A 19,125-nucleotide genomic window follows, 5' to 3' on the forward strand; every position below is an offset into this window, starting at 1 on the left:
GCTTCGGGCTCAGGCCGTGGCAGCTGGCCCACTTGAACGGCTTGAACGGCTTGAACGGGTTGAACTTGTTGCGCGGAAGCGTGCAGCGAGGGTGACGATGAGTACCAAAGCGGTGGCCACTAGTGCCGCAACTGCCGTAGGAGTAGAGAGTAAATCACCGGTGAGCCTTGCCACCGCTACCCATACCAGGCCCCAGCATAGCGACGCTGTGGGCGCCAAACGGCCCTTACCGTACAGGGCTAAGGCGATTCCCACAGCTGCGGCAACGGCGAGAACTAGCACAGACCAGATATTGGGGTTGAGCCCGAATCCAGCAAAGCCAGAGGCCACAAGAACGGCAGAAACATTGGCGGCTGTAGCCACACACACCCACCCAAGGTAAAGCCCCATTGTGCCGTCAGTGATCAGAGCGTCCCAAGTGTTGCTTGGACGGTAGCGCAAGAGCAGCACGAAGATCCATGCCAGCACCGCAAGCAATATAACAATAATTGGAACGCTCAGCCAGAGCAGATCGAACTGAATACTCAGGATCCAGGCCGCATTCAGGAGCAGTGATGCCGCTGCGGGGTATCCCAGCAGGCGGTGGCGGATTTGCTTGGTTTGGGCTGGCAGAAATTGCCAGATTGCGTAGGCCACCAGGCCTAAATACACTACGCTCCAGATTGAAAAAGCGGGACCATCGGGGGCTATAAGAGTGGCATCGGCGGCTAATGCGCCGTTGGAGGCATTTTGTATCGGGGTGCCACCGGCGGCCCCGGATCCAATAAAAGAACCGATGAGCGCTACCACGGCGCTGATGGCCACCACCACTTGACGTAATTTATCGCTTCTGGCTGAGGTCTGGTTCATGTCTCCACATTATCTTCTTAAGAGAGTTGGGGCAGGGTCTCACACGGTTCTGGTAAATGGCCAGCTTGGCCGGGAATTGTTATAATCCTCTGCGTCTAGCATCGCGTGTGAACAAGGATTTTGGTATGTTCGAACTACTTGTCAAAAATATTGGCCGCCATTCATTGTGACAATCCAGCTGTTCTGGGTGCTATCCATGAACGCAATGATGCGTCAAAGAATGTAAAGGAACAATTAGTGACTGAACATGCTTTTCAACTGCTTGCGATAGCGGTTTACCTGGCGGGAATGCTCGCCATCGGTTATTTCGCCTTCAGGAAGACGAATGACCTCGATGACTACATGCTGGCAGGACGTGAACTAAAGCCAGGCGTTGCCGCTCTGTCAGCAGGCGCCTCAGATATGTCTGGATGGCTCATCATGGGTCTGCCTGGCGCCATTTACCTGAGTGGTTTGGTGGAGGCCTGGATTGCTATTGGACTGACCATTGGCGCGTGGCTGAACTGGAAGTTTGTAGCCCCCCGGCTACGCTCCTACACGGCGATCTCGCAAAACGCAATCACCATTCCGAGCTTCTTTGAGAAGCGGCTCAAGGAGAACTCGCACTGGCTGCGCATTGCCTCATCGCTGATCATTTTGGTGTTCTTCACCTTCTACGTATCTTCAGGCATGGTAGCGGCAGGAAAGTTCTTTGAAGCTTCCTTCAGCTGGCCCTATTTGGTCGGCATGGGTGTGGTCACGATTATCACTTTGACCTACACTCTCTTCGGCGGTTTCATTGGAGCCACTTTAACCGACGTCGCCCAGGGTATTTTGATGTTTGTTGCTCTCATAGTGGTACCGATCATTGCCGTTGTTCAAACCGGTGGCGTTGGGGCTACTGTGACCCGGCTGCAAAACATTGATCCGGATAACTTAAATCTGTTCGCCGGCTTCGGCGACGGAAACTCACTGGTATGGGCGGTGGGAATTTTCTCCACCGCGGCATGGGGCTTGGGCTACTTCGGCCAGCCGCACATCATTGTGCGATTCATGGCTCTGCGCTCACCGCAGGACGCCAAAGTTGGCCGCCGGATCGGAATTGGCTGGATGGTTCTGGCCGCAACCGGTGCAGTGTGCACCGCTCTTGTAGGTATCGGTTACTTTGCTGAGAATCCCTCCATGGGACTTGATGACCCAGAAACGGTCTTCCTGCGACTGAGTCAGATCTTCTTCCACCCGTTCGTTGCTGGTTTGGTTCTGGCGGCAGTATTGGCTGCCATCATGTCAACCATTTCCTCACAGCTGATTGTTTGCTCCTCCGCCTTGGTGGAAGACCTCTACAACATGACCGGCCGGGAGTCCTCACCTAAGCGCCAGGTTGCCCTGGGCCGCCTAGGCGTCTTGGTGGTGGCTGTTATTGCTGCCGTTATTGCCTTGGACCGTGAAGCAAGCATCCTAGAGTTGGTGTCCTTCGCATGGGCAGGATTTGGTGCCGCATTCGGTCCCATCGTGTTGCTGAGCCTTTACTGGCGCAAGCTCACTGCCCGCGGCGCGTTGGTGGGCATGATCGTAGGAACCATCGTGGTGTTTGCTTGGGGCAAGACCCCGGTGCTCCATGATGCCATGTATGAAATCGTCCCTGCATTCCTGATCAACCTCTTGTTGGCAGTAGTCATCTCTAAGATGACCTACAAGAAGAACCCGGTCATCGAAGAGGAATTCACGGCGATGCTCGCAGATTCAAGCGACAAGAAGCCTGTCATGGTGGCGGCGGAATAGTCCCACCCCACCTGCCAACGGCGTCTCCGAAAGGGAACGTTGGATTGCGAAAACGAGGGCCCGCAACCGTTGAGTATTTACTCGACGGTTGCGGTGCCCTCTTTTTTCTCACTATCTGCGGTGGTGCTGCGTGCGGGTGCTACTTGCGGGAAAGCACATCGCCGCTGTTCAGGATCACAAATTCATGCTCCTGCGTCAACACATTCAGGTATCCGGAATCCACGCTGAGAACGTAGCCAATGAGCATGCCATCTGTGGTTTGGATGTGCTCTTGGGGAACCCACGGTGTCTGGACAAAAGCAGCAATAAGCAACACCGCCACTGCGGCCACGCCGCCAACGCTGGCCATGGCCACTGAAAACACGCGGCTCAGCCAGTGCTTTGCCGAGAGCCTGTGGGTTAGCGCGAACACAACGAATACGGCTGCCGTTGCTATCGGCAACCACCAAATTTGGAAACTGACTGTCAACGCAATCAGTGTCACGGCGCTTAAAGTGGTAGCTAACAGCACTGTGGCCCGGTGCCCGCTCGAGGACCACAAGAACGTCGCGATCAGAAGCGGAAGAACGCCCACCAATAAAATCTCCACAAGAACATGACCTGCCATGAGGGAACCAAAGACCAAAGCCAATCCATCACTGACACGCAGCGTGGTACTCACCGCGAACGCTGTATTCCAGTCATAGCCGGATACGGCAAAGATTCGTAGAATCAAAAAAACGAATGCCACAGCTGTTGCTGGTGCAAGGTCCCCGGGGGAGAACTGCGGGCGCCCGGCCTCGGTGGTTGATTCCTTACTTGGCTTTTGCGCGTTCTTCTTAGCAGCGGTGTTTTTGGGGTCGGCTTTGTTGGCGGTCATGGGTTGAGGTTACTGTGCAACGCCTCCTGCTTCCAAGCTGAGCGGTCCACGCGAGTGCCTGCGCGGGGACGAAGTTACCGGGAGCACACTTTGCCGCCCAGGAAAGTCTGGGAAACGGCAATGGCGTCGATCGATGTGGCCCGAACCTCCAACGGGTTTTCCTCCAACATCAGAAGGTCAGCGTATTTACCAGTCTGGATTGAGCCGGTGACCGTGTCAGCACCGCACTGCCAGGCGGCGTCGATCGTGACGGCCCGAAGGGCTGCCTCTACGCTAATGCGTTCGTTAATATTCAAGACGTCCCCACCTTCGGCCATGATTCGGGTGGCAGCATCTTGGACGTAGCGAAGTGGCTCCAGCGGAGTGACGTTCCAATCACTATGCAGGGAAATTCGCAAGCCCGCGCTCAGAGCCGAGGCGCACGGATCGTAAAATGCGGCCCGTTCAAGGCCCAGCAGCCTGTCCTGGAAAGCCTTACCCCACCAGCGGATATGCCCGATCAAAAATGACGGTGACAGCCCCAGTGCCACCATTCTCTCGATGTGTTCAGGGCGCATAACGCTGCAGTGCTCGATCCTATGGCGGTGATCGGAACGGGGATGGTTGCGCAACGCTTGTTCAAAGGCATCGATGGTCACGTTGATGGCAGCATCGCCATTGGCATGCACCCCAACCTGCCAGCCGTCCAGGTGCGCGCGCAGCACTACGTCCGCTAGTTCTTTGGGTGAGTAGTTCAGCGAACCCCGGCTTGTCTGGCCCAGATAGGGTTCGCGTTGGTAACCTGTGCCAGCCTGGTTGGAACCGTCAGACCAGGCCTTGATACCGCCAACCCTGAACAGGTCGTTGCCGAATCCTGGCCGGATTCCCATGTCCATCCACGCGTCATAGGCGGTTGAAACAAGCATTCCCCGGTATCGCACGGGTGAATCAGCATCGAGAGCATCTTGTAATCCTGCTAAGTCTGAGGTGCCCGCGATTGAACCAATTCCGCAGTCGTGAAGCAGGGTGACGCCCTTTTTTGCTGCATGCCATAGCAGTTCGCGAATGCGGGTTGTGGCGGCATCTCCGGTAACGAATGGAATGCCTTGGCGGAAAGCAGCCAGGGCTGAGGACTCTTCCAAGCGTCCGGTCAGTTCACCGCGTTCGTCGCGGGTGTACCTTCCTGCGGGCGGGTCGGGGCTCTCCCTGTCCACCCCGGCTTGGGCTAGAGCCACGGAATTTACGTAGGCGATGTGCCCGTTGCTTTCCAGCACCAGAAGAGGGCGGTCAGGAACCAGACGGTCAAGTACTTCACGGTTCAAAACAGGGTGGCCCTCGGTGATGCTGGGGTCGAACTGCTGAGCCAACACCCATCCGGTTGAGGTTGCGGGGGCATTGCGGAGAGCCGCAAATACCTCATCCTGCGTTGGTGTCTTCATTGGGCTCACATCAACCCAGTCGTTGAGCTGGACCATGGAGGAATGCATATGCGGATCAATGAGCCCTGGCAGCAGCGTTCGGCCATCAAGATCAATGAACTCTGTTTTGGTGCCTGTTAGGGAGCGCAGTTCTTCCTTTGAGCCAACAGCCATGATTCGTCCCTGGCGGATGGCAACCGCTTCTGCATTGGGACGGTCTTTGTCCATGGTGATGACGGGGCCGCCGGTGATCAATAGCTCAGCTTCGGCTGGCCCGTCCTGCCACAGTGTGGGATCCAACTGCTCGGGAAGTGCTTTTAGGTGTTGACCGCTTTGACTGCGGCGGCCGTGTTGTTTGTGAGTGCCGCGCTGGCCCGGTGGGGCTGGCGCGTCAGACAGGCCAACGGTGGGCTTGACGGGATTTATATTTGACCTAGGATCGCAGGCTCCGCACATGTTCACTATGGTAGCCCCGGTGCTTGGGGATGTGCAGCCGCTCGCTAAGAACAGCGCTAAGAACAACGCGAACGGGACTACGTGGAAGGCCAGCTTAGGATTCCAGCCCGTCGTAAAGGTCCTTGAACCCTGCGCTAGTGGCCGATGAGTTGGACTTTGACCAAATAAATGCTCTCGTTACCCATTCTTGGGGCAGCCAGGTTCTCGTAACGAATTGTTGATTTGTTGGATTGCAAACACTGGCCCAAAAAACGAAGATGAGTTCAGCCCAGTCGGATTCCAAGATCCAGTTGACGGACCCACGGTTGGATTGGCCTTGAATACGAAGTTGCCCGGGGCCGGTGAGTTCTGCGAGAGTGACGTCGCGCCACTGCCACGCATGAACTGCCGCTGGTGTGTGCAGGTAGGAACCGTAATTACTGACCCCGACAGTCCCATGGTCAATGGTCTGCAACTGTAACTGGGCCTGGTTGTTTGCATGGTTTCGGCGTGCAGCATTTCCGATAGCTTGGGTGGCAACAAATCCCAGCATGAAGGGGACAGCTCCGCGACCAGGAGCGGCCACCACCGAACTGTTGTGCACGTAGCTTCCATCTCCGCCAGCGCGGACTTCAAATAATTGGAAGGGGCCGTGGGCATAAACTCCCTCGCTGGCGCCACCAAAGCGGAGTGCAAAAGGGACAGGAAAAGTTGGTTCCTCCCCGAGTTTGCGCTTTAGGACTGCGGAGGCAAGTTCTGCGGTTTTCCACAATGCTCCATCTCGAATAGTCCATGCTTCCGGATCCGGTACGTTCTTCATCTTCCGCATTTTTCACCCTAGCGGATCACCTATATGGGCATATGGGCGCTATCTGCGTGAGTATGGAGTTCACGTCCCTGCAGAGCAAGCCACTGCAATGTGGGCCAGATGAACTGCAGATGAACTGCAGGGGAACGCTCATGGGGGCCTGGCCGCAAGATGCAGTGGGCACCGTCTAAGCGAGTCAGCTATCCAATAGTTCTTGGGCAACACTGTTGATGTAGGCCGCATCTACGGGGCTGTCTCCGCTTCCGGCAAAGTGTCCCCAGACTCCCGTGATGACGCGAACCTCTCCGTTGGGAATGTACTGGGAGGCATACTCTTCATCTTCTGGGCAGAAGTAAAGATCCTTTTTTGCCGGCAGCGCTATCAGCTTGGCTTTGATGGATTGCAACGCCTTGATGTGGTCGCCGCCGAATCCGGGAGTCGCCCCGACGTCGCCGTGCTGCCAAGTCCACAGCTGGGTGAGAAGGTCGTTGGCATCTCGGTGGCCTAGGAAGTGGCCTTCCCAGTACCCCACTAGAAAGTCCTCAAGTGAGGAGTACGAAAGATCCGCGCGCAGACGCGCTGAAAATCCCATGTCCTTATAGACCTGATCCCAGTAGAACGCTTGCGAGAAGCCCCAGCCGGCATACACGCGACTAACTGCGCGAAGCCCACGAGTTGGCTGCTCAGTGTAAAAGCCGTTCTGGAAGGAGGAGTCGGTTTGCAAGGCTGCCTTGACGCCCTCGAGGAACACGAAGTTGTGCTCGCTGGTTTTGGACGAGCCGCAGAACGGCAGTGCCCGTTGCACCATGTCGGGGTAGCTGACAGCCCATTGGTAGGTTTGGCCGGCGCCCATTGACCACCCTGTAACAAGGGCCAAGGTTTCAATGCCAAAGTGTTCAGTTACTAGCTGGTGCTGCGCCTGAACTTGGTCGTAGAAGGTGATGTTGGGGAAGCTGCCTGCGTTATAGGGCGCTGGCATATTACTGGGGGAGCTTGAAAGACCATTGCCAATCATATTCGGGACAATGATGAAGTACTTGGTGGGATCTAGCGCTTTATCTTCCCCGATTAGCCATTCGTTGTCCCAATGTCGCCCGGAGTACCAGGTGGGGTAGACAATTGCGTTGCTCTTGTCGGCGTTGAGACTGCCATAGGTTTTATAGGCCAATCGCGCCCCTCGGAGCGTTGCACCGCCCTGAAGTATCAAATTGCCAAGTTCGTACATTTCGTAGTCCAACGGAAACCCGTTCATGTGAAGGGCCTTTCCTAATCTGGTCCAAGGCAGAGCTGCCATTGAGCCAAAGACTACCAACGTCGGCATGAAACATCGAGGCTTTCAGGGGCTGCCAGCCGGTTGAACTGTGGCTAGGCCTCAACCGTGCCGGGCACAAAGAACGTTGTGGATGCCAGCCGTATACCGTCCATCAGCACCACCCATTCATAGGTGGTGCCCACCGGTAGCGGAAGACCACTGGGGAAATTCAATACCACTTTTGAGCTTCCCGGGAAGCCCATCGGCGGGGCCTGAATTTCCGGGTTGATTGTGTGCGCAAAATCAACCGTCTGAGTGAACTGCAAGGGCGCCGGACCATCCTGACTTGGCACCGTTACGGGCTGTCCGTCGGCATCGATAAGTGCAACTTCCACGGTGGCAGTGACGTCATCCAGACTCGGCAGGCTCACTGTGACATTGGCGAACAGCGAGAATGGTGCGGTGATCCCGGTATCCGGATCGAAGCCCAGAAACTGCACCCCGCCGCCAATGATATTGACCTTCCCGGCCGCGTCAATGTTCACGAAATCGGCGATCAGGATGGTGCCGCCAGCCCTTGAAAGGTCCCTCACGCTAAGTGCTCCGTTACTTCGCTGAATGAAATCACGGCAAAGAGGTCCGCGCTAGTTCTACAGTAGAGGTTCGCGCTCCGGTTCCGTCCCGATCTGGATGTGCGACGCCGGGACTCACCAATGTGGCGCGTATGTCAGCGCTCGAGGCGCTGGATGAACTCATCGGCTTGTGCCAAGTTGCGCGCCATTTTAGCTCGCTGGGTGAGGGCTTGCTGGCGGAAACCGGAAAGTTTATCGTCCCCCTCGCTAGAGGGTGTTAGGGCATCACGAGAGTCAAGGAGAGCAAGTATTTCAGCCATTTCCTCCAGTGCAAATCCAAGCGGTTTCATTTGTTTGATGACCATTAAGCTCTGGAAGTCTTCCTCGGAATAAACACGAAAGCCACCCTCGGTGCGAGCCGTAGCTGGGAGCAGCCCAACGTCGTCGTAATGGCGAATGGTACGCAGAGACAACCCTGTCCGCTCCGCCAGTTCCCCAATATGCATAGTTATGCCTGTTCTCGTTCTCATGCCTGCCGCCGTTCGGATCCAAATGCAACCCTACCATCACGTTAAGGTAGAGTTGCTGAGTAGCGGGAGTCCATTTGGCATCCCATTTATACCTTGGCGCGGTGTCGCGTCCCCCTAATTTTGAAAAGCGAAGGCGTCGTACTGCGTCGTCCTGACCATGAACGGAGCCAGCAATGGCCGTCAAAACTGCCGCAGATTCACCGGTTATAACTCCCGAACAGCTCCAATCGGTGCTGCGTGCTTTGAAGTCCCCGCGCAGGCTCAAGACCGAGGTCCTGGCCGGACTCGTTGTTGCACTGGCGCTGATCCCGGAGGCTATCGCCTTCTCCATCATTGCCGGAGTGGATCCACGGATCGGCTTGTTTGCGGCGTTCACCATGGCCGTAACAATTTCCTTCGTTGGCGGACGTCCGGCGATGATTTCCGCTGCCACCGGTGCGGTTGCGCTGGTGATCGCTCCTTTGATGAAGAGCCACGGGATTGACTATCTCATTGCTGCCGTCATTTTGGCCGGTGTCTTCCAGATAATACTGGGGGTCTCTGGCGTGGCAAAGTTGATGCGTTTCATTCCACGTTCGGTCATGGTGGGTTTCGTGAACGCATTGGCCATCCTGATCTTTATGTCCCAAGTCCCTGAACTCCTTGGTGTGCCGTGGCTGGTGTATCCGTTGGCTGCGGTTGGCCTGCTGATCATTTTTGGTCTGCCGAAGTTAACGAAGGTCGTTCCGTCGCCGCTGGTAGCCATTGTGGTGTTGACGTTGATCACTGTTTTCGCCGCGATCATTGTGCCCACTGTGGGGGATAAGGGCGCGCTGCCAGATTCGTTGCCGTCACTGTTCATGCCGAATGTGCCGTTCAGTATGGAAACTTTGCAGATTATCTTCCCCTTTTCCCTGGCTATGGCGTTTGTAGGTCTGCTTGAATCCCTAATGACGGCGAAGCTGGTTGATGATATTACTGACACTCGTTCATCCAAGACCCGTGAAGCGTGGGGTCAGGGCGTGGCGAACATTGTCACAGGGTTCTTTGGCGGGATGGGTGGCTGTGCCATGATCGGCCAGACCATGATCAACGTCAAAGCCTCCGGAGGGCGCACTCGCATCTCCACGTTCCTGGCGGGACTGTTCCTGCTCATCCTCGTTGTGGTGCTAGGCGATGTGGTCTCGTTGATTCCGATGGCGGCGCTTGTGGCCGTGATGGTGTTTGTCTCTATCGCCACCTTCGACTGGCACAGCATCCGTCCTTCTACGCTGAAAATGATGCCCAAGAGCGAGACGATGGTCATGGTTGCCACGGTGATTGTCACTGTTGTGACGCACAACCTGGCCATCGGTGTGGGCGTGGGTGTACTCGTGGCCATGGTGCTGTTTGCCCGCCGGGTGGCACACTTTGTGACGGTTGAACGGAGCGTGGAATCCCTCAATGGGCAGGAAACGGCCAGCTATGTTGTCAATGGTGAGCTGTTCTTTGCATCTTCCAATGACCTGTACACGCAGTTCGACTATGCCATGGATCCTGATCACGTTGTCATCGACATGCATGGCTCCCACCTTTGGGATGCCTCCACGATCGCCGCGCTGGACGCCATTACAGAGAAATACCGCAAACACGGTAAGAACGTGGAAGTTGTTGGCTTGAACGAGGTCAGCACACTGATGCGTCAACGTCTGGGCGGCAAGCTCGGCTGAGGTTGTGTGCCCACGGTGATAATGTGCGACGCCGGCCAGCTGGCGAAGTTTGTCCGCTCGCCTTGATCTGCCCCGGAGCGCAGCTTCTCTCGTGGGCCTCAGTGGGTTTGCTTTTCTTTAGGTACGGCGATGCTCGGTGTCTCCCGACTCTGAATTACAAGCCGCAGTCACAACGAAATGAATCAGCACAAACAATTAAACTAAATGGCTATGGCTTGCGTCATTTTCGTTTATGTCCCACCCAACGCATAACCTGGCCTGGTGAACACATTTGATGGGGGAGAACCGGCAGAATTGCTGGTCGAAGGGCTTTATGAGCTGCTGCACACTGATGACTTGGGAAGCCGGCTTCAGTTGGTACCGGAGCTGCAGCAGGAGCTAATCCATGTCGACAACAACATCTCACCGGACATCCTTGCCCGTCACGTTGCAGATGCCGTTCAAAAGGTACTGAGCGGGATCAAGGCCGAGGACCGTGTCGCTAAGACAAACACCATTCTGAGCAGCATCGATCCATCCAATCGGATCACAACAGGTCCCCAGCAGCTTCAGTCGCTGCATTACCCTGACGCGTTGAAACGCCGCCAGTTGCGCCGACCAACAACGCTTCTGAGCGATAGTGCGCTGCTGACCAACGGCAAGGATGATCCCAACCTCGCTGCAGAGATCAGGACTGAGATTGAGTCGGCAGATTCCGTTGACCTGCTCTGTGCATTCATCCGCTGGACCGGTATCCGACTCTTGGACTCAGCTCTCCGAGGCCTGAAGGAGCGTGGCGGAAAACTGCGGGTCATCACCACCACATACATGGGTGCCACTGAGCGACGGGCCATCGACCATCTCATCAACGAATATGGGGCAGAGGTCAAGATCAGCTATGAGACACAGTCCACCCGCCTTCATGCAAAGGCCTGGTTGTTCCGTCGCAACACGGGGTTCGACACCGCCTACGTTGGCAGCTCCAACCTGAGTCAGGCAGCCATGGTAGATGGGCTTGAATGGAACGTACGGCTCTCCAACGTTGGAACGCCCGCCCTGCTTCAAAAGTTCGCGATTACATTTGACAGCTATTGGGAGCAACGGGCTTTCCAGCGCTATGATCCGGAGCAAGATGCCGACAAGCTCGATGCAGCCCTCGCGCGTAACGGCGGCAGGTTCACGGCTGCCCCAGATACTCTTACCGGCCTGGAAATCCAACCATTTCTCCATCAGGAAGAGATGCTTGAAGACCTCCAGGCAGAACGTGCAAAGGGTTTTCACCGGAACCTGCTCGTCGCGGCAACAGGCACAGGAAAAACTGTCATTGCCGCCCTCGACTACAAACAACTGTGCGAGGCCGCAGGACGTGAACTCTCCCTACTTTTCGTGGCCCACCGTAAGGAAATCCTGCAACAGTCAATGACGACCTACCGAAACGTGATGCAGGACGGTACCTTCGGGGAACTCTACGTTGGGGAGCACAAACCCAAGCTCTGGAAGCACGTCTTCGCCAGCGTCCAGTCACTTTCAGCCAAGGGCATCAACGCATTGCCGGCAGATCGTTTTGATGTGGTCGTGATCGACGAGTTTCACCATTCAGCAGCCCCCACCTACCGAAAGCTCATTGACCATCTTGAACCCATGGAACTGCTGGGGCTCACGGCAACACCCGAGCGCGGTGACGGCATCCATGTCGCGGATGTGTTCTTTGAAGGACGCACGGCCAGCGAGCTGCGACTGTGGGACGCGCTGGACGCCGACCTGCTGGTGCCGTTCCACTATTTTGGGGTCTCGGATGACGTTGACCTGAGCAATCTGGAGTGGAAGCGCGGCTCCTATGACCTCCAGCAACTGAGCCAGCTCTACACCGGCAACGACGCACGCGCCGCAAAGGTCATCAAAGAACTTCGTGACAAAGTTACAAGTACCTCGGACATGCGCGCCATTGGATTCTGCGTCTCCGTGCAGCACGCCGTCTACATGGCTGACGTGTTCAACAAGGCCGGGATAGCCTCGGTTGCCGTGTCGGGGCAGACAGACGACGGCGAACGTGCCCTTGCGCTGGACAGGCTGAGCAGGCGGGAGATCAACTGCATTTTTGCGGTCGACCTGTTCAATGAAGGCTTGGACCTGCCACAGGTGGATACAATTCTGCTGCTTAGACCCACGCAGAGTTCCACGATCTTCATCCAACAACTCGGGCGGGGACTGCGGAGGGCTTCGGGCAAGGCAGTACTTACTGTCTTGGACTTCATCGGGCAACAGCACCGCGAGTTCCGTTTCGATGTCCGGTACCGGGCACTGACGGGCTACGGAAAGAAACAGCTGACGAAAGCCGTTGTTGATGATTTCCCGTTTCTACCGTCGGGCTCCCAGATCATGCTTGATCGGGTAGCCAAGGACGTTATTTTGGCCAGCCTGAAAACCCAGCTGAAGTTAAACAGGCCAGGCCTGGTCAAGGATATAAAGTCCCATGCTGAAGTGCTCCTTGCCCGATACTTGGCGAAGTCGGATCACAACGTCAAGACGATTTACCGCTCTACGAAAGATTCCTGGACAGGATTCTTGCGGCAAGCTGAGCTAATTCAGGGATTCTCACCCGCAGAAAACCTAGTTGCGGAAAAACTTACGGAATTGTCGTACACGGCTGAGAATAAGCTGCTGTCCCGCATGGCAGCGCTGATTCATGTTGATGACCAGGAACGTGCGGACGCGTATTCAATGTTGGTATCGGGTGAGGCGCCATCCTATGACGACTTGGCGCCTCGTGAACAAGTCTTCGCTCGGATGCTTTTCTATACCTTGTGGGTCGATGCTGGAGGCTTTACTTCTTATGATGCGGGCCTTAATTACCTGCGCCAATACCCGTATGTGTGTCACGAGATTCAGCAGCTTGTTGCTTTGAGTGCCAGCGCCTCGAAAAGGAGCGGAAAGAGTCTAGGTATGGAGCTGGCAGGTATTCCTTTGCTGTCGCATGCCACCTACAGGCGGGAGGAAATCCTTGCTGCATTGCAGTTTGGCTCTCTCGCCAAGGGCAAGAATGTTAGTCACCGGGAAGGCGTTGCATGGTGCCCGGAAACGAAGACGGACGCGTTCTTCGTGACCTTGAATAAGGATGAAGCCAATCATTCGGCGACGACCATGTACAAGGATTATGCGACAAGTCCTGAGTTATTTCACTGGGAATCGCAGAACGCGACATCTGTTTCTAGTCCCACTGGACGACGCTATTTGGACCGAAAATCTCACCGAACCCAGATCTTGCTATTTACAAGGGAAACCGCGGAAGATGAGACCGCACTAACCATGCCGTACACATGTCTTGGCCAGGTTGACTACCTCCAGCACAAGGGCGAGAAGCCCATCGCCATCACGTGGAAGCTGCAACGGCCCATGCCAGCAGATGTGTTTGCGGATGCGGCCGCCGTGGCTCAATGAGAAATGGTCACAGGAGGCAACTGAGCCGAGGAGTGCTACCAGCGGAAATATCATCTGGAATTTACCGTCATGTACTGTCGCGTAACTTTGCTACCTGCCAGAGTGGAATGATACCCGCGTCTACTTGAGGATCACCATGGCCGTTCGCGACAACACCAACCGTCGACTCAAAGAAGTTCTGGAGATCATGGCAGCCGGTTCCTGGCTGGATGAGAAACCCAATGGGGGAGTGGTCTTAGCTGAAGCAGTGGCTCGAATCCCGTTCACCAAGGAAGAGTCAGAGCTTCTCAGCGGTGGTATTCCCCGCGGACACAAGAACCTCACCAAGGCCACCGCTGGTCTGGTCAAGGCTGGCTGGATGTCTAAAGGACGTGGAGGCTGGGAAATTACAGAGAACGGGCTTCGCGCAACCGTGGCTTTTGACACGGTTGAGAAGCTCACCGATGCCCTGAACAATGACACCTTGATCCCGGCCGGAACGGCCTTGCCGGAAAAACCGGCTGCCAAGGTGGCCCCAAAACAGGCAGTATCCGGCCGAGGACTAGAAAACCAGCCCGCGTCAGTGGCCTTGGCCGGGACGTTTGGGGAAGGGCTGGGAGCAAAAAATTGGGATCCGAGCCACGACGCTGTTCAGATGAATTTGGATCCCCGGCACGGCGTATGGCTCCTCACCGCCGAGCTGCCTGCGGGCCAGTACAGTTACAAGGCCGTGGTGAACGGGTCCTGGGATGAAAACTACGGTGCGTTCGGTATCAATAACGGCGCCAATCACGAGTTCTCTCACAACGGTGGAACTGTAACCTTCCGCTACGACCACGCCACCAAGGACGTGCTGAGAGCCTAACCGTCCGGGGACAGGAGTGTCGCGTGTTTCTGTGGAACCGATGATGCCGTATTGGCCGACCTGGCCTTCTCAAAACACCCAATCATGCCTTCGCTGCCTGCTCACTAGAGTTGAAGTATGTTCAAAGTGATCCGCCCGCCGGTACGCCTCTCCGCCGAGCTGATCTCCGCCGTGCTGATCTCCGTCGTGCTGAATTCCGCCGTGCTGATCAACACCGCCTGTAGCACAGCCCACTTACTCACCGCAGCCGAGGCTGGGCCGCAATACCAGTAGCTCTCCACAGACATCAGTGACACTCTGGCCACGAAATTTCTCGGTGAGCCATGGCTGCCAGTAGATAATCGTGGAACCCGGCTGAGCAAACACAATGACGGTAGGTGCTTTCTCACCATAACTAGGTTGCGCTCTCAGGATTTACTGCCGAGCCTTGCCGGCGGCTGGAAGACCGTCTTAGGGGCCATCAAGCCGCTCTTGCAGGCCGCCGGTTTTGCACAGGTCTTGGACACGGATTGCTCAGTGTCCACCGGCTAACCCACACTTCACAACTATTGGTGACGCAGGAAGAATACGCTCAGCATTAAGGCCCACAGCGGCGGAAGTGAGCCCGGTTTCAGCAGGCCCATGCAGCGGGCTAACCTTGGTCCATGACAACGGATGCAAACGATTCCTCGATCAGCCCTGCCTCGGCGGCAATCTGGCAGGCGACAGGGGCGAATTTGGTGGCCGAGGGGGACAACCTCAGCTTCTTGGGGACGTTGCCGGATGAGAGCTTCCGGCTGATCTACATTGACCCGCCGTTTAACACAGGCAAGGTCCAAGCACGTCAGAATATGACAAATATCCGCAGTGAAAACGGATCACGCGTTGGCTTCCAAGGTCGCAGCTATGACACCATCAAGGGCTTAACCCTCAGCTACAACGACTCCTTCGGCGACTACTGGGAATTCCTAGAACCTCGGCTCGAAGAAGCGTGGCGTCTGCTCAAAGACGATGGAACTCTGTATTTGCACCTCGACTACCGCGAAGTTCACTACGCGAAAGTCCTGCTCGATGCGCTCTTCGGCCGCGAATGCTTCCTCAACGAGATCATCTGGGCTTATGACTACGGTGCACGCTCCAAAAAGAAATGGCCCGCTAAACACGACAACATTCTTGTGTACGTCAAAAACCCCAAAACGTACTACTTTAACAGCGCTGAGGTGGATCGTGAACCGTATATGGCACCGGGTTTGGTCACCCCCGAAAAGGTTGCGCTCGGCAAGCTGCCCACCGACACGTGGTGGCACACCATCGTCTCACCCAGCGGTCGTGAAAAGACAGGCTACCCCACTCAAAAACCGTTGGGCATCCTGCGCCGGATCATCCAAGCCAGCACCGAGAAGGGCGACTGGATTCTAGATTTCTTTGGAGGCAGTGGCACCACCGGTGCAGCCGCACTGGAACTGGACCGCCGGTTCGTCATGGTTGATCAGAATTCAGAAGCCATCGAAGTTATGCGTACCCGTTTGGACCCGGCGAAAGTCACTTTCATTGAGCACGTCGCCGAAAAATAATGCTTTGGGAAGCAGTACAGTCGATCACCCTTATGGCCGCGTGGTAATTCCCTGGGACTGAGCGTTGGTCAGGCTCCGGCCAGGGGAATGATCCACTGCGAGGTGAGGTAGAGGAACGCGGCTACAGTCAGCACTCCGGTGACGATCGCTGAGATCCAGAGTCGCCGGCGTCGCACTTTAACCGCCATGCCCAACAGCACCGGGAAAGCCAGCATGGACAAGGTAAGAAGCACACCAAGAATGCCAAATGCCACACTGCCCACCGTGACGGAGCCGTCATAGGTGCCCGTCATGAAAATGAAGGAAAGCAGCCCCAGCAACATAATGGGGTAGGCCAGCGCTGTCCAGCCAATCACAATGATGGCCACGCTCCACCAGTTGGAACGGTACGGCTTAGCGGGAGTTGCGGACGGCTGCGCACGGCCGACGGCCAAGCGCTGGGACGGAATCTCACTGTGGGGTCGGGGCATTGCTCTATTCTGGCATGCGTTGCTGAACGGTTCTCACGTCAGCCGAGGTTGCTCACCCAACGGAACGCCAGGTACAAAATGACGCATACGGTGGGGAGGCCTGTTACCAGGGCCGCGCGCCACATGGCCCGTTCGCGATAAATCACTGCCTGCCCAAGTAAGTGCGGCGCTGCGATCATGCAGAAAAGCAGGACTGCGCCAAGGAAAATCAGTGCTATATTTCCCGGCGCTGTCATGCCGCTGGAGGGGTCCATGACAGTTGCAAAAATCAGCACGGACATCATGACAATCGGCAGAACCACTACTACCCAGCCGATCAGGGACACCACCGTGCCGGCCAGCTGGGAACGCTGCGGAGCCAGGTGCTCGCCGTGGGGTGCGGGGTGGCTAGAACTCTCAGTCATGCTCTATTTCTATCAGCATTAGCTGGGGATTTTCAGTTGGTTAAGCACAGTGCCATTGCGTTGCCGGGGAATTTGCGGTGTCAGTGCAACATGGCTACTGGGGCGCCCGTTCAGGCACTTCTATCCAAGCATGGATGAAATTACGAAGAGTCCGCCAAAGATCACAGGCAATGCCAGGACAACAGTGACCAGCCATGCCCAGGACTCCTTAGTAGCCGCCGCAATTCCTAGGAACAGTGGTCCCAGCACCATGCACGCGATGATGAGGATGGCAACGGGAATATTGTTGCGCTCGGAAGCGGAGGTACAAAGGTCCGCCGGAGATGAGGTGCATTGGTCAACTAGCTGGATGTACGCACTGAGCGCCAAGATGGGCACAGTTCCCAGAAACCAGGCTCCCATTGCCAGCCCAACGCCCAGACCCATTTTGGGTTTTCGCCTGGCAGGTGAGCTATTCAGTGCTTCCGGGGCATCTGCTTGCGGGGTATCCTGCGCTTCTTGCCCTTCCTGTGTGGGGGAAGGCCGGCTGGTGTTTGCATCGTGGGAAATCCAGCCCCGTTGAGCAAAAAAATGAGGTTTTTTGTCTTTGGGCATGCTCAAGTATGGGCTTCAACGCGGCACTTAGTCCAATGAATGGCGTATTCGATGTGGCGTCTGGCTGCATCGAGCCACCGTCTATAGTGGTCTGGATGACATTGGATGGATGTCTGGAATTTTCTTGGAAGTGGGCCGTTGTGCACGATCGTATCCGCCACGCCGGATTGTTGGAAAAGCGTATGTCGGCCGAGGCGGCTGCTGCGCTTATTAAGCCCGGAATGACGGTGGCCATGAGTGGCTTTACGGGGGCCGGTTACCCGAAAGCCGTTCCACAGGCATTGGCCGTGCAGATGGAAGAAGTGCACTCCCAGGGCGGATCATTCAAGATCAAGGTGCTCACCGGTGCTTCCACAGCTCCCGAGCTCGACGGCGTGTTAGCCAAGGTTGGCGGCATGGAACTGCGTCTTCCATATATGTCAGACCCGGCGCTGCGCAAGCGGATCAACGACGGTGAACTCGACTATATGGACATCCATCTAAGCCACGTTGCCCAGCACACCTGGTTTGGTTTCTACGGTGGCATTAATATCGCCATCATTGAGGTTGTGGGGATTCGTGAGGATGGCAGCCTGATTCCCTCCTCATCGGTGGGCAATAACAAGACGTGGCTGGACATGGCAGATGCCGTCATCCTTGAGGTCAATACCCAGCAGTCTGAGGCCATGGAAGGCATGCACGACATCTACTACGGCACCGCGCTGCCGCCGCATCGCAAGCCCATCATGCTGACGGAGCCAGAAGACCGGATCGGCCAGCCATACCTGAACTTGGATGTAAATAAGGTCATCGCTGTGGTGGAAACCAACGCACCAGACCGTCTCTCTGCTTTCGCGGAGCCGGATGCCACCTCGAATAGAATCGCCGATCACCTTCTGGACTTCCTTGACGGTGAAGTGAAAACGGGTCGCATGACTGACAAGCTCCTGCCGCTGCAGTCAGGCGTGGGCAACATCGCCAACGCGGTGCTCGCGGGTCTATCTCGCGGAGGGTATCGAGGGCTGAAGGCTTACACCGAAGTGATTCAGGACGGCATGCTTGGACTGATCAAGGACGGCACCATCGAATTTGCCTCGGCAACCTCCTTCTCCTTATCCGAGGCCGGCATTGAGGAGTTCAACCGCCACGTGGACTTCTACCGTGAGCGGATTGTGCTGCGTACCCAGGAAATTTCCAACCATCCAGAGCTGATCCGTCGCCTTGGCTGCGTAGCCCTGAACGGCATGATCGAAGCGGATATTTACGGCAATGTGAATTCCACACATGTGGTGGGATCGTATGTCATGAACGGCATTGGTGGCTCCGGCGACTTTGCGCGCAACGGTTTCCTCGGAGCCTTCATGTCACCGTCGGTGGCCAAGGCCGGGAAGATTTCCGGGATTGTTCCGATGGCCAGCCACGTTGATCACACGGAACACGACACCATGGTCATCATCACCGAACAGGGCTTGGCAGATCTCCGCGGGCTCTCACCCAAACAGCGGGCCCGCGTCATCACCGAAAAATGTGCGCACCCTGACTACAAGCCGATGCTCGAGGACTACTTTGCCCGCGCCTCCGTCTCTTCCTACGGAAAACACACCCCACATTTGATGGGCGAGGCGCTCTCGTGGCACCAGCGCTACATCGAGACAGGGGATATGCGTCTCTAGATGGATCGTTGTTGGACCCGGGGGTAGTTATTACTTTAAG

Annotated in this window: 17 protein-coding genes; 7 read left to right on the top strand and 10 right to left on the bottom strand. The window is 56.2% G+C overall.

Features of this window, described 5'->3' with window-relative positions; translation table 11 throughout:
- Nucleotides 1–9: 9 nt before the first annotated feature.
- On the bottom strand, nucleotides 10–849 hold the full coding sequence (locus AAFM46_RS03715) for a tryptophan-rich sensory protein (RefSeq protein ID WP_343319641.1): 840 nt from the start codon (nucleotides 847–849) through the stop codon (nucleotides 10–12).
- 237 nt (nucleotides 850–1,086) lie between these two features.
- On the opposite strand from AAFM46_RS03715, the gene putP reads away from it, so the two are divergent.
- The gene (putP, locus tag AAFM46_RS03720; protein WP_343319643.1) at nucleotides 1,087–2,610 is read left to right on the top strand and encodes a sodium/proline symporter PutP; all 1,524 of its coding nucleotides are present in this window, start codon (nucleotides 1,087–1,089) and stop codon (nucleotides 2,608–2,610) included.
- Nucleotides 2,611–2,749: 139 nt separating this feature from the next.
- Here putP and AAFM46_RS03725 read toward each other — a convergent pair whose 3' ends face one another.
- The 6 genes from AAFM46_RS03725 to AAFM46_RS03750 all read right to left on the bottom strand — a co-directional run bounded on the left by AAFM46_RS03725 (nucleotide 2,750) and on the right by AAFM46_RS03750 (nucleotide 8,463).
- Entirely contained in the window at nucleotides 2,750–3,469 is a 720-nt protein-coding gene (locus tag AAFM46_RS03725; RefSeq protein WP_343319644.1) for a hypothetical protein, read from the bottom strand.
- 74 nt (nucleotides 3,470–3,543) lie between these two features.
- Nucleotides 3,544–5,322 (bottom strand): amidohydrolase, encoded by a 1,779-nt coding sequence (locus tag AAFM46_RS03730; protein WP_343320346.1) that lies wholly within the window; start codon nucleotides 5,320–5,322, stop codon nucleotides 3,544–3,546.
- A gap of 94 nt (nucleotides 5,323–5,416) precedes the next feature.
- Nucleotides 5,417–6,121: a hypothetical protein gene (locus tag AAFM46_RS03735; RefSeq protein WP_343319646.1), complete on the bottom strand. Its 705-nt coding sequence runs from the start codon at nucleotides 6,119–6,121 to the stop codon at nucleotides 5,417–5,419.
- Nucleotides 6,122–6,305: 184 nt separating this feature from the next.
- Complete coding sequence (locus AAFM46_RS03740; protein ID WP_343319647.1) at nucleotides 6,306–7,361, bottom strand: alpha/beta fold hydrolase; 1,056 nt, start codon at nucleotides 7,359–7,361, stop codon at nucleotides 6,306–6,308.
- Nucleotides 7,362–7,474: 113 nt separating this feature from the next.
- Nucleotides 7,475–7,954: a hypothetical protein gene (locus AAFM46_RS03745; RefSeq protein WP_343319649.1), complete on the bottom strand. Its 480-nt coding sequence runs from the start codon at nucleotides 7,952–7,954 to the stop codon at nucleotides 7,475–7,477.
- A 134-nt stretch (nucleotides 7,955–8,088) separates the two neighbouring features.
- The gene (locus tag AAFM46_RS03750; RefSeq protein ID WP_343319650.1) at nucleotides 8,089–8,463 is read right to left on the bottom strand and encodes a MerR family transcriptional regulator; all 375 of its coding nucleotides are present in this window, start codon (nucleotides 8,461–8,463) and stop codon (nucleotides 8,089–8,091) included.
- A 173-nt stretch (nucleotides 8,464–8,636) separates the two neighbouring features.
- Here AAFM46_RS03750 and AAFM46_RS03755 point away from each other — a divergent pair, with 173 nt between their 5' ends.
- From AAFM46_RS03755 to AAFM46_RS03775, 5 genes are all read left to right on the top strand, one after another.
- Nucleotides 8,637–10,151 (top strand): SulP family inorganic anion transporter, encoded by a 1,515-nt coding sequence (locus AAFM46_RS03755; protein WP_343319652.1) that lies wholly within the window; start codon nucleotides 8,637–8,639, stop codon nucleotides 10,149–10,151.
- Nucleotides 10,152–10,412: 261 nt separating this feature from the next.
- A complete protein-coding gene (locus tag AAFM46_RS03760; protein ID WP_343319653.1) occupies nucleotides 10,413–13,568 on the top strand; it encodes a DUF3427 domain-containing protein in 3,156 nt (1,051 codons plus the stop codon).
- Nucleotides 13,569–13,704: 136 nt separating this feature from the next.
- Entirely contained in the window at nucleotides 13,705–14,412 is a 708-nt protein-coding gene (locus tag AAFM46_RS03765) for a glycosidase (RefSeq protein WP_283530665.1), read from the top strand.
- Nucleotides 14,413–14,529: 117 nt separating this feature from the next.
- Nucleotides 14,530–14,685 carry a hypothetical protein gene (locus tag AAFM46_RS03770; protein WP_343319655.1) on the top strand — a complete coding sequence of 52 codons (156 nt, stop codon included), beginning with the start codon at nucleotides 14,530–14,532 and terminating at the stop codon, nucleotides 14,683–14,685.
- 371 nt (nucleotides 14,686–15,056) lie between these two features.
- A complete protein-coding gene (locus tag AAFM46_RS03775; protein ID WP_343319656.1) occupies nucleotides 15,057–15,965 on the top strand; it encodes a site-specific DNA-methyltransferase in 909 nt (302 codons plus the stop codon).
- A gap of 68 nt (nucleotides 15,966–16,033) precedes the next feature.
- Here the strand turns inward: AAFM46_RS03775 and AAFM46_RS03780 are convergent, their stop codons facing one another.
- From AAFM46_RS03780 to AAFM46_RS03790, 3 genes are all read right to left on the bottom strand, one after another.
- Nucleotides 16,034–16,435: a hypothetical protein gene (locus AAFM46_RS03780; RefSeq protein WP_343319657.1), complete on the bottom strand. Its 402-nt coding sequence runs from the start codon at nucleotides 16,433–16,435 to the stop codon at nucleotides 16,034–16,036.
- A gap of 38 nt (nucleotides 16,436–16,473) precedes the next feature.
- Nucleotides 16,474–16,839 carry a hypothetical protein gene (locus tag AAFM46_RS03785; protein WP_283530656.1) on the bottom strand — a complete coding sequence of 122 codons (366 nt, stop codon included), beginning with the start codon at nucleotides 16,837–16,839 and terminating at the stop codon, nucleotides 16,474–16,476.
- Between the two features lie 120 nt (nucleotides 16,840–16,959).
- Nucleotides 16,960–17,433 (bottom strand): hypothetical protein, encoded by a 474-nt coding sequence (locus tag AAFM46_RS03790; RefSeq protein ID WP_343319658.1) that lies wholly within the window; start codon nucleotides 17,431–17,433, stop codon nucleotides 16,960–16,962.
- A gap of 95 nt (nucleotides 17,434–17,528) precedes the next feature.
- On the opposite strand from AAFM46_RS03790, the gene AAFM46_RS03795 reads away from it, so the two are divergent.
- Nucleotides 17,529–19,085: an acetyl-CoA hydrolase/transferase family protein gene (locus AAFM46_RS03795; protein WP_343319659.1), complete on the top strand. Its 1,557-nt coding sequence runs from the start codon at nucleotides 17,529–17,531 to the stop codon at nucleotides 19,083–19,085.
- The last annotated feature ends 40 nt before the right edge of the window (nucleotides 19,086–19,125 follow it).

The organism is Arthrobacter sp. TMP15, from assembly GCF_039529835.1.
Classification (GTDB): Bacteria; Actinomycetota; Actinomycetes; order Actinomycetales; family Micrococcaceae; genus Specibacter.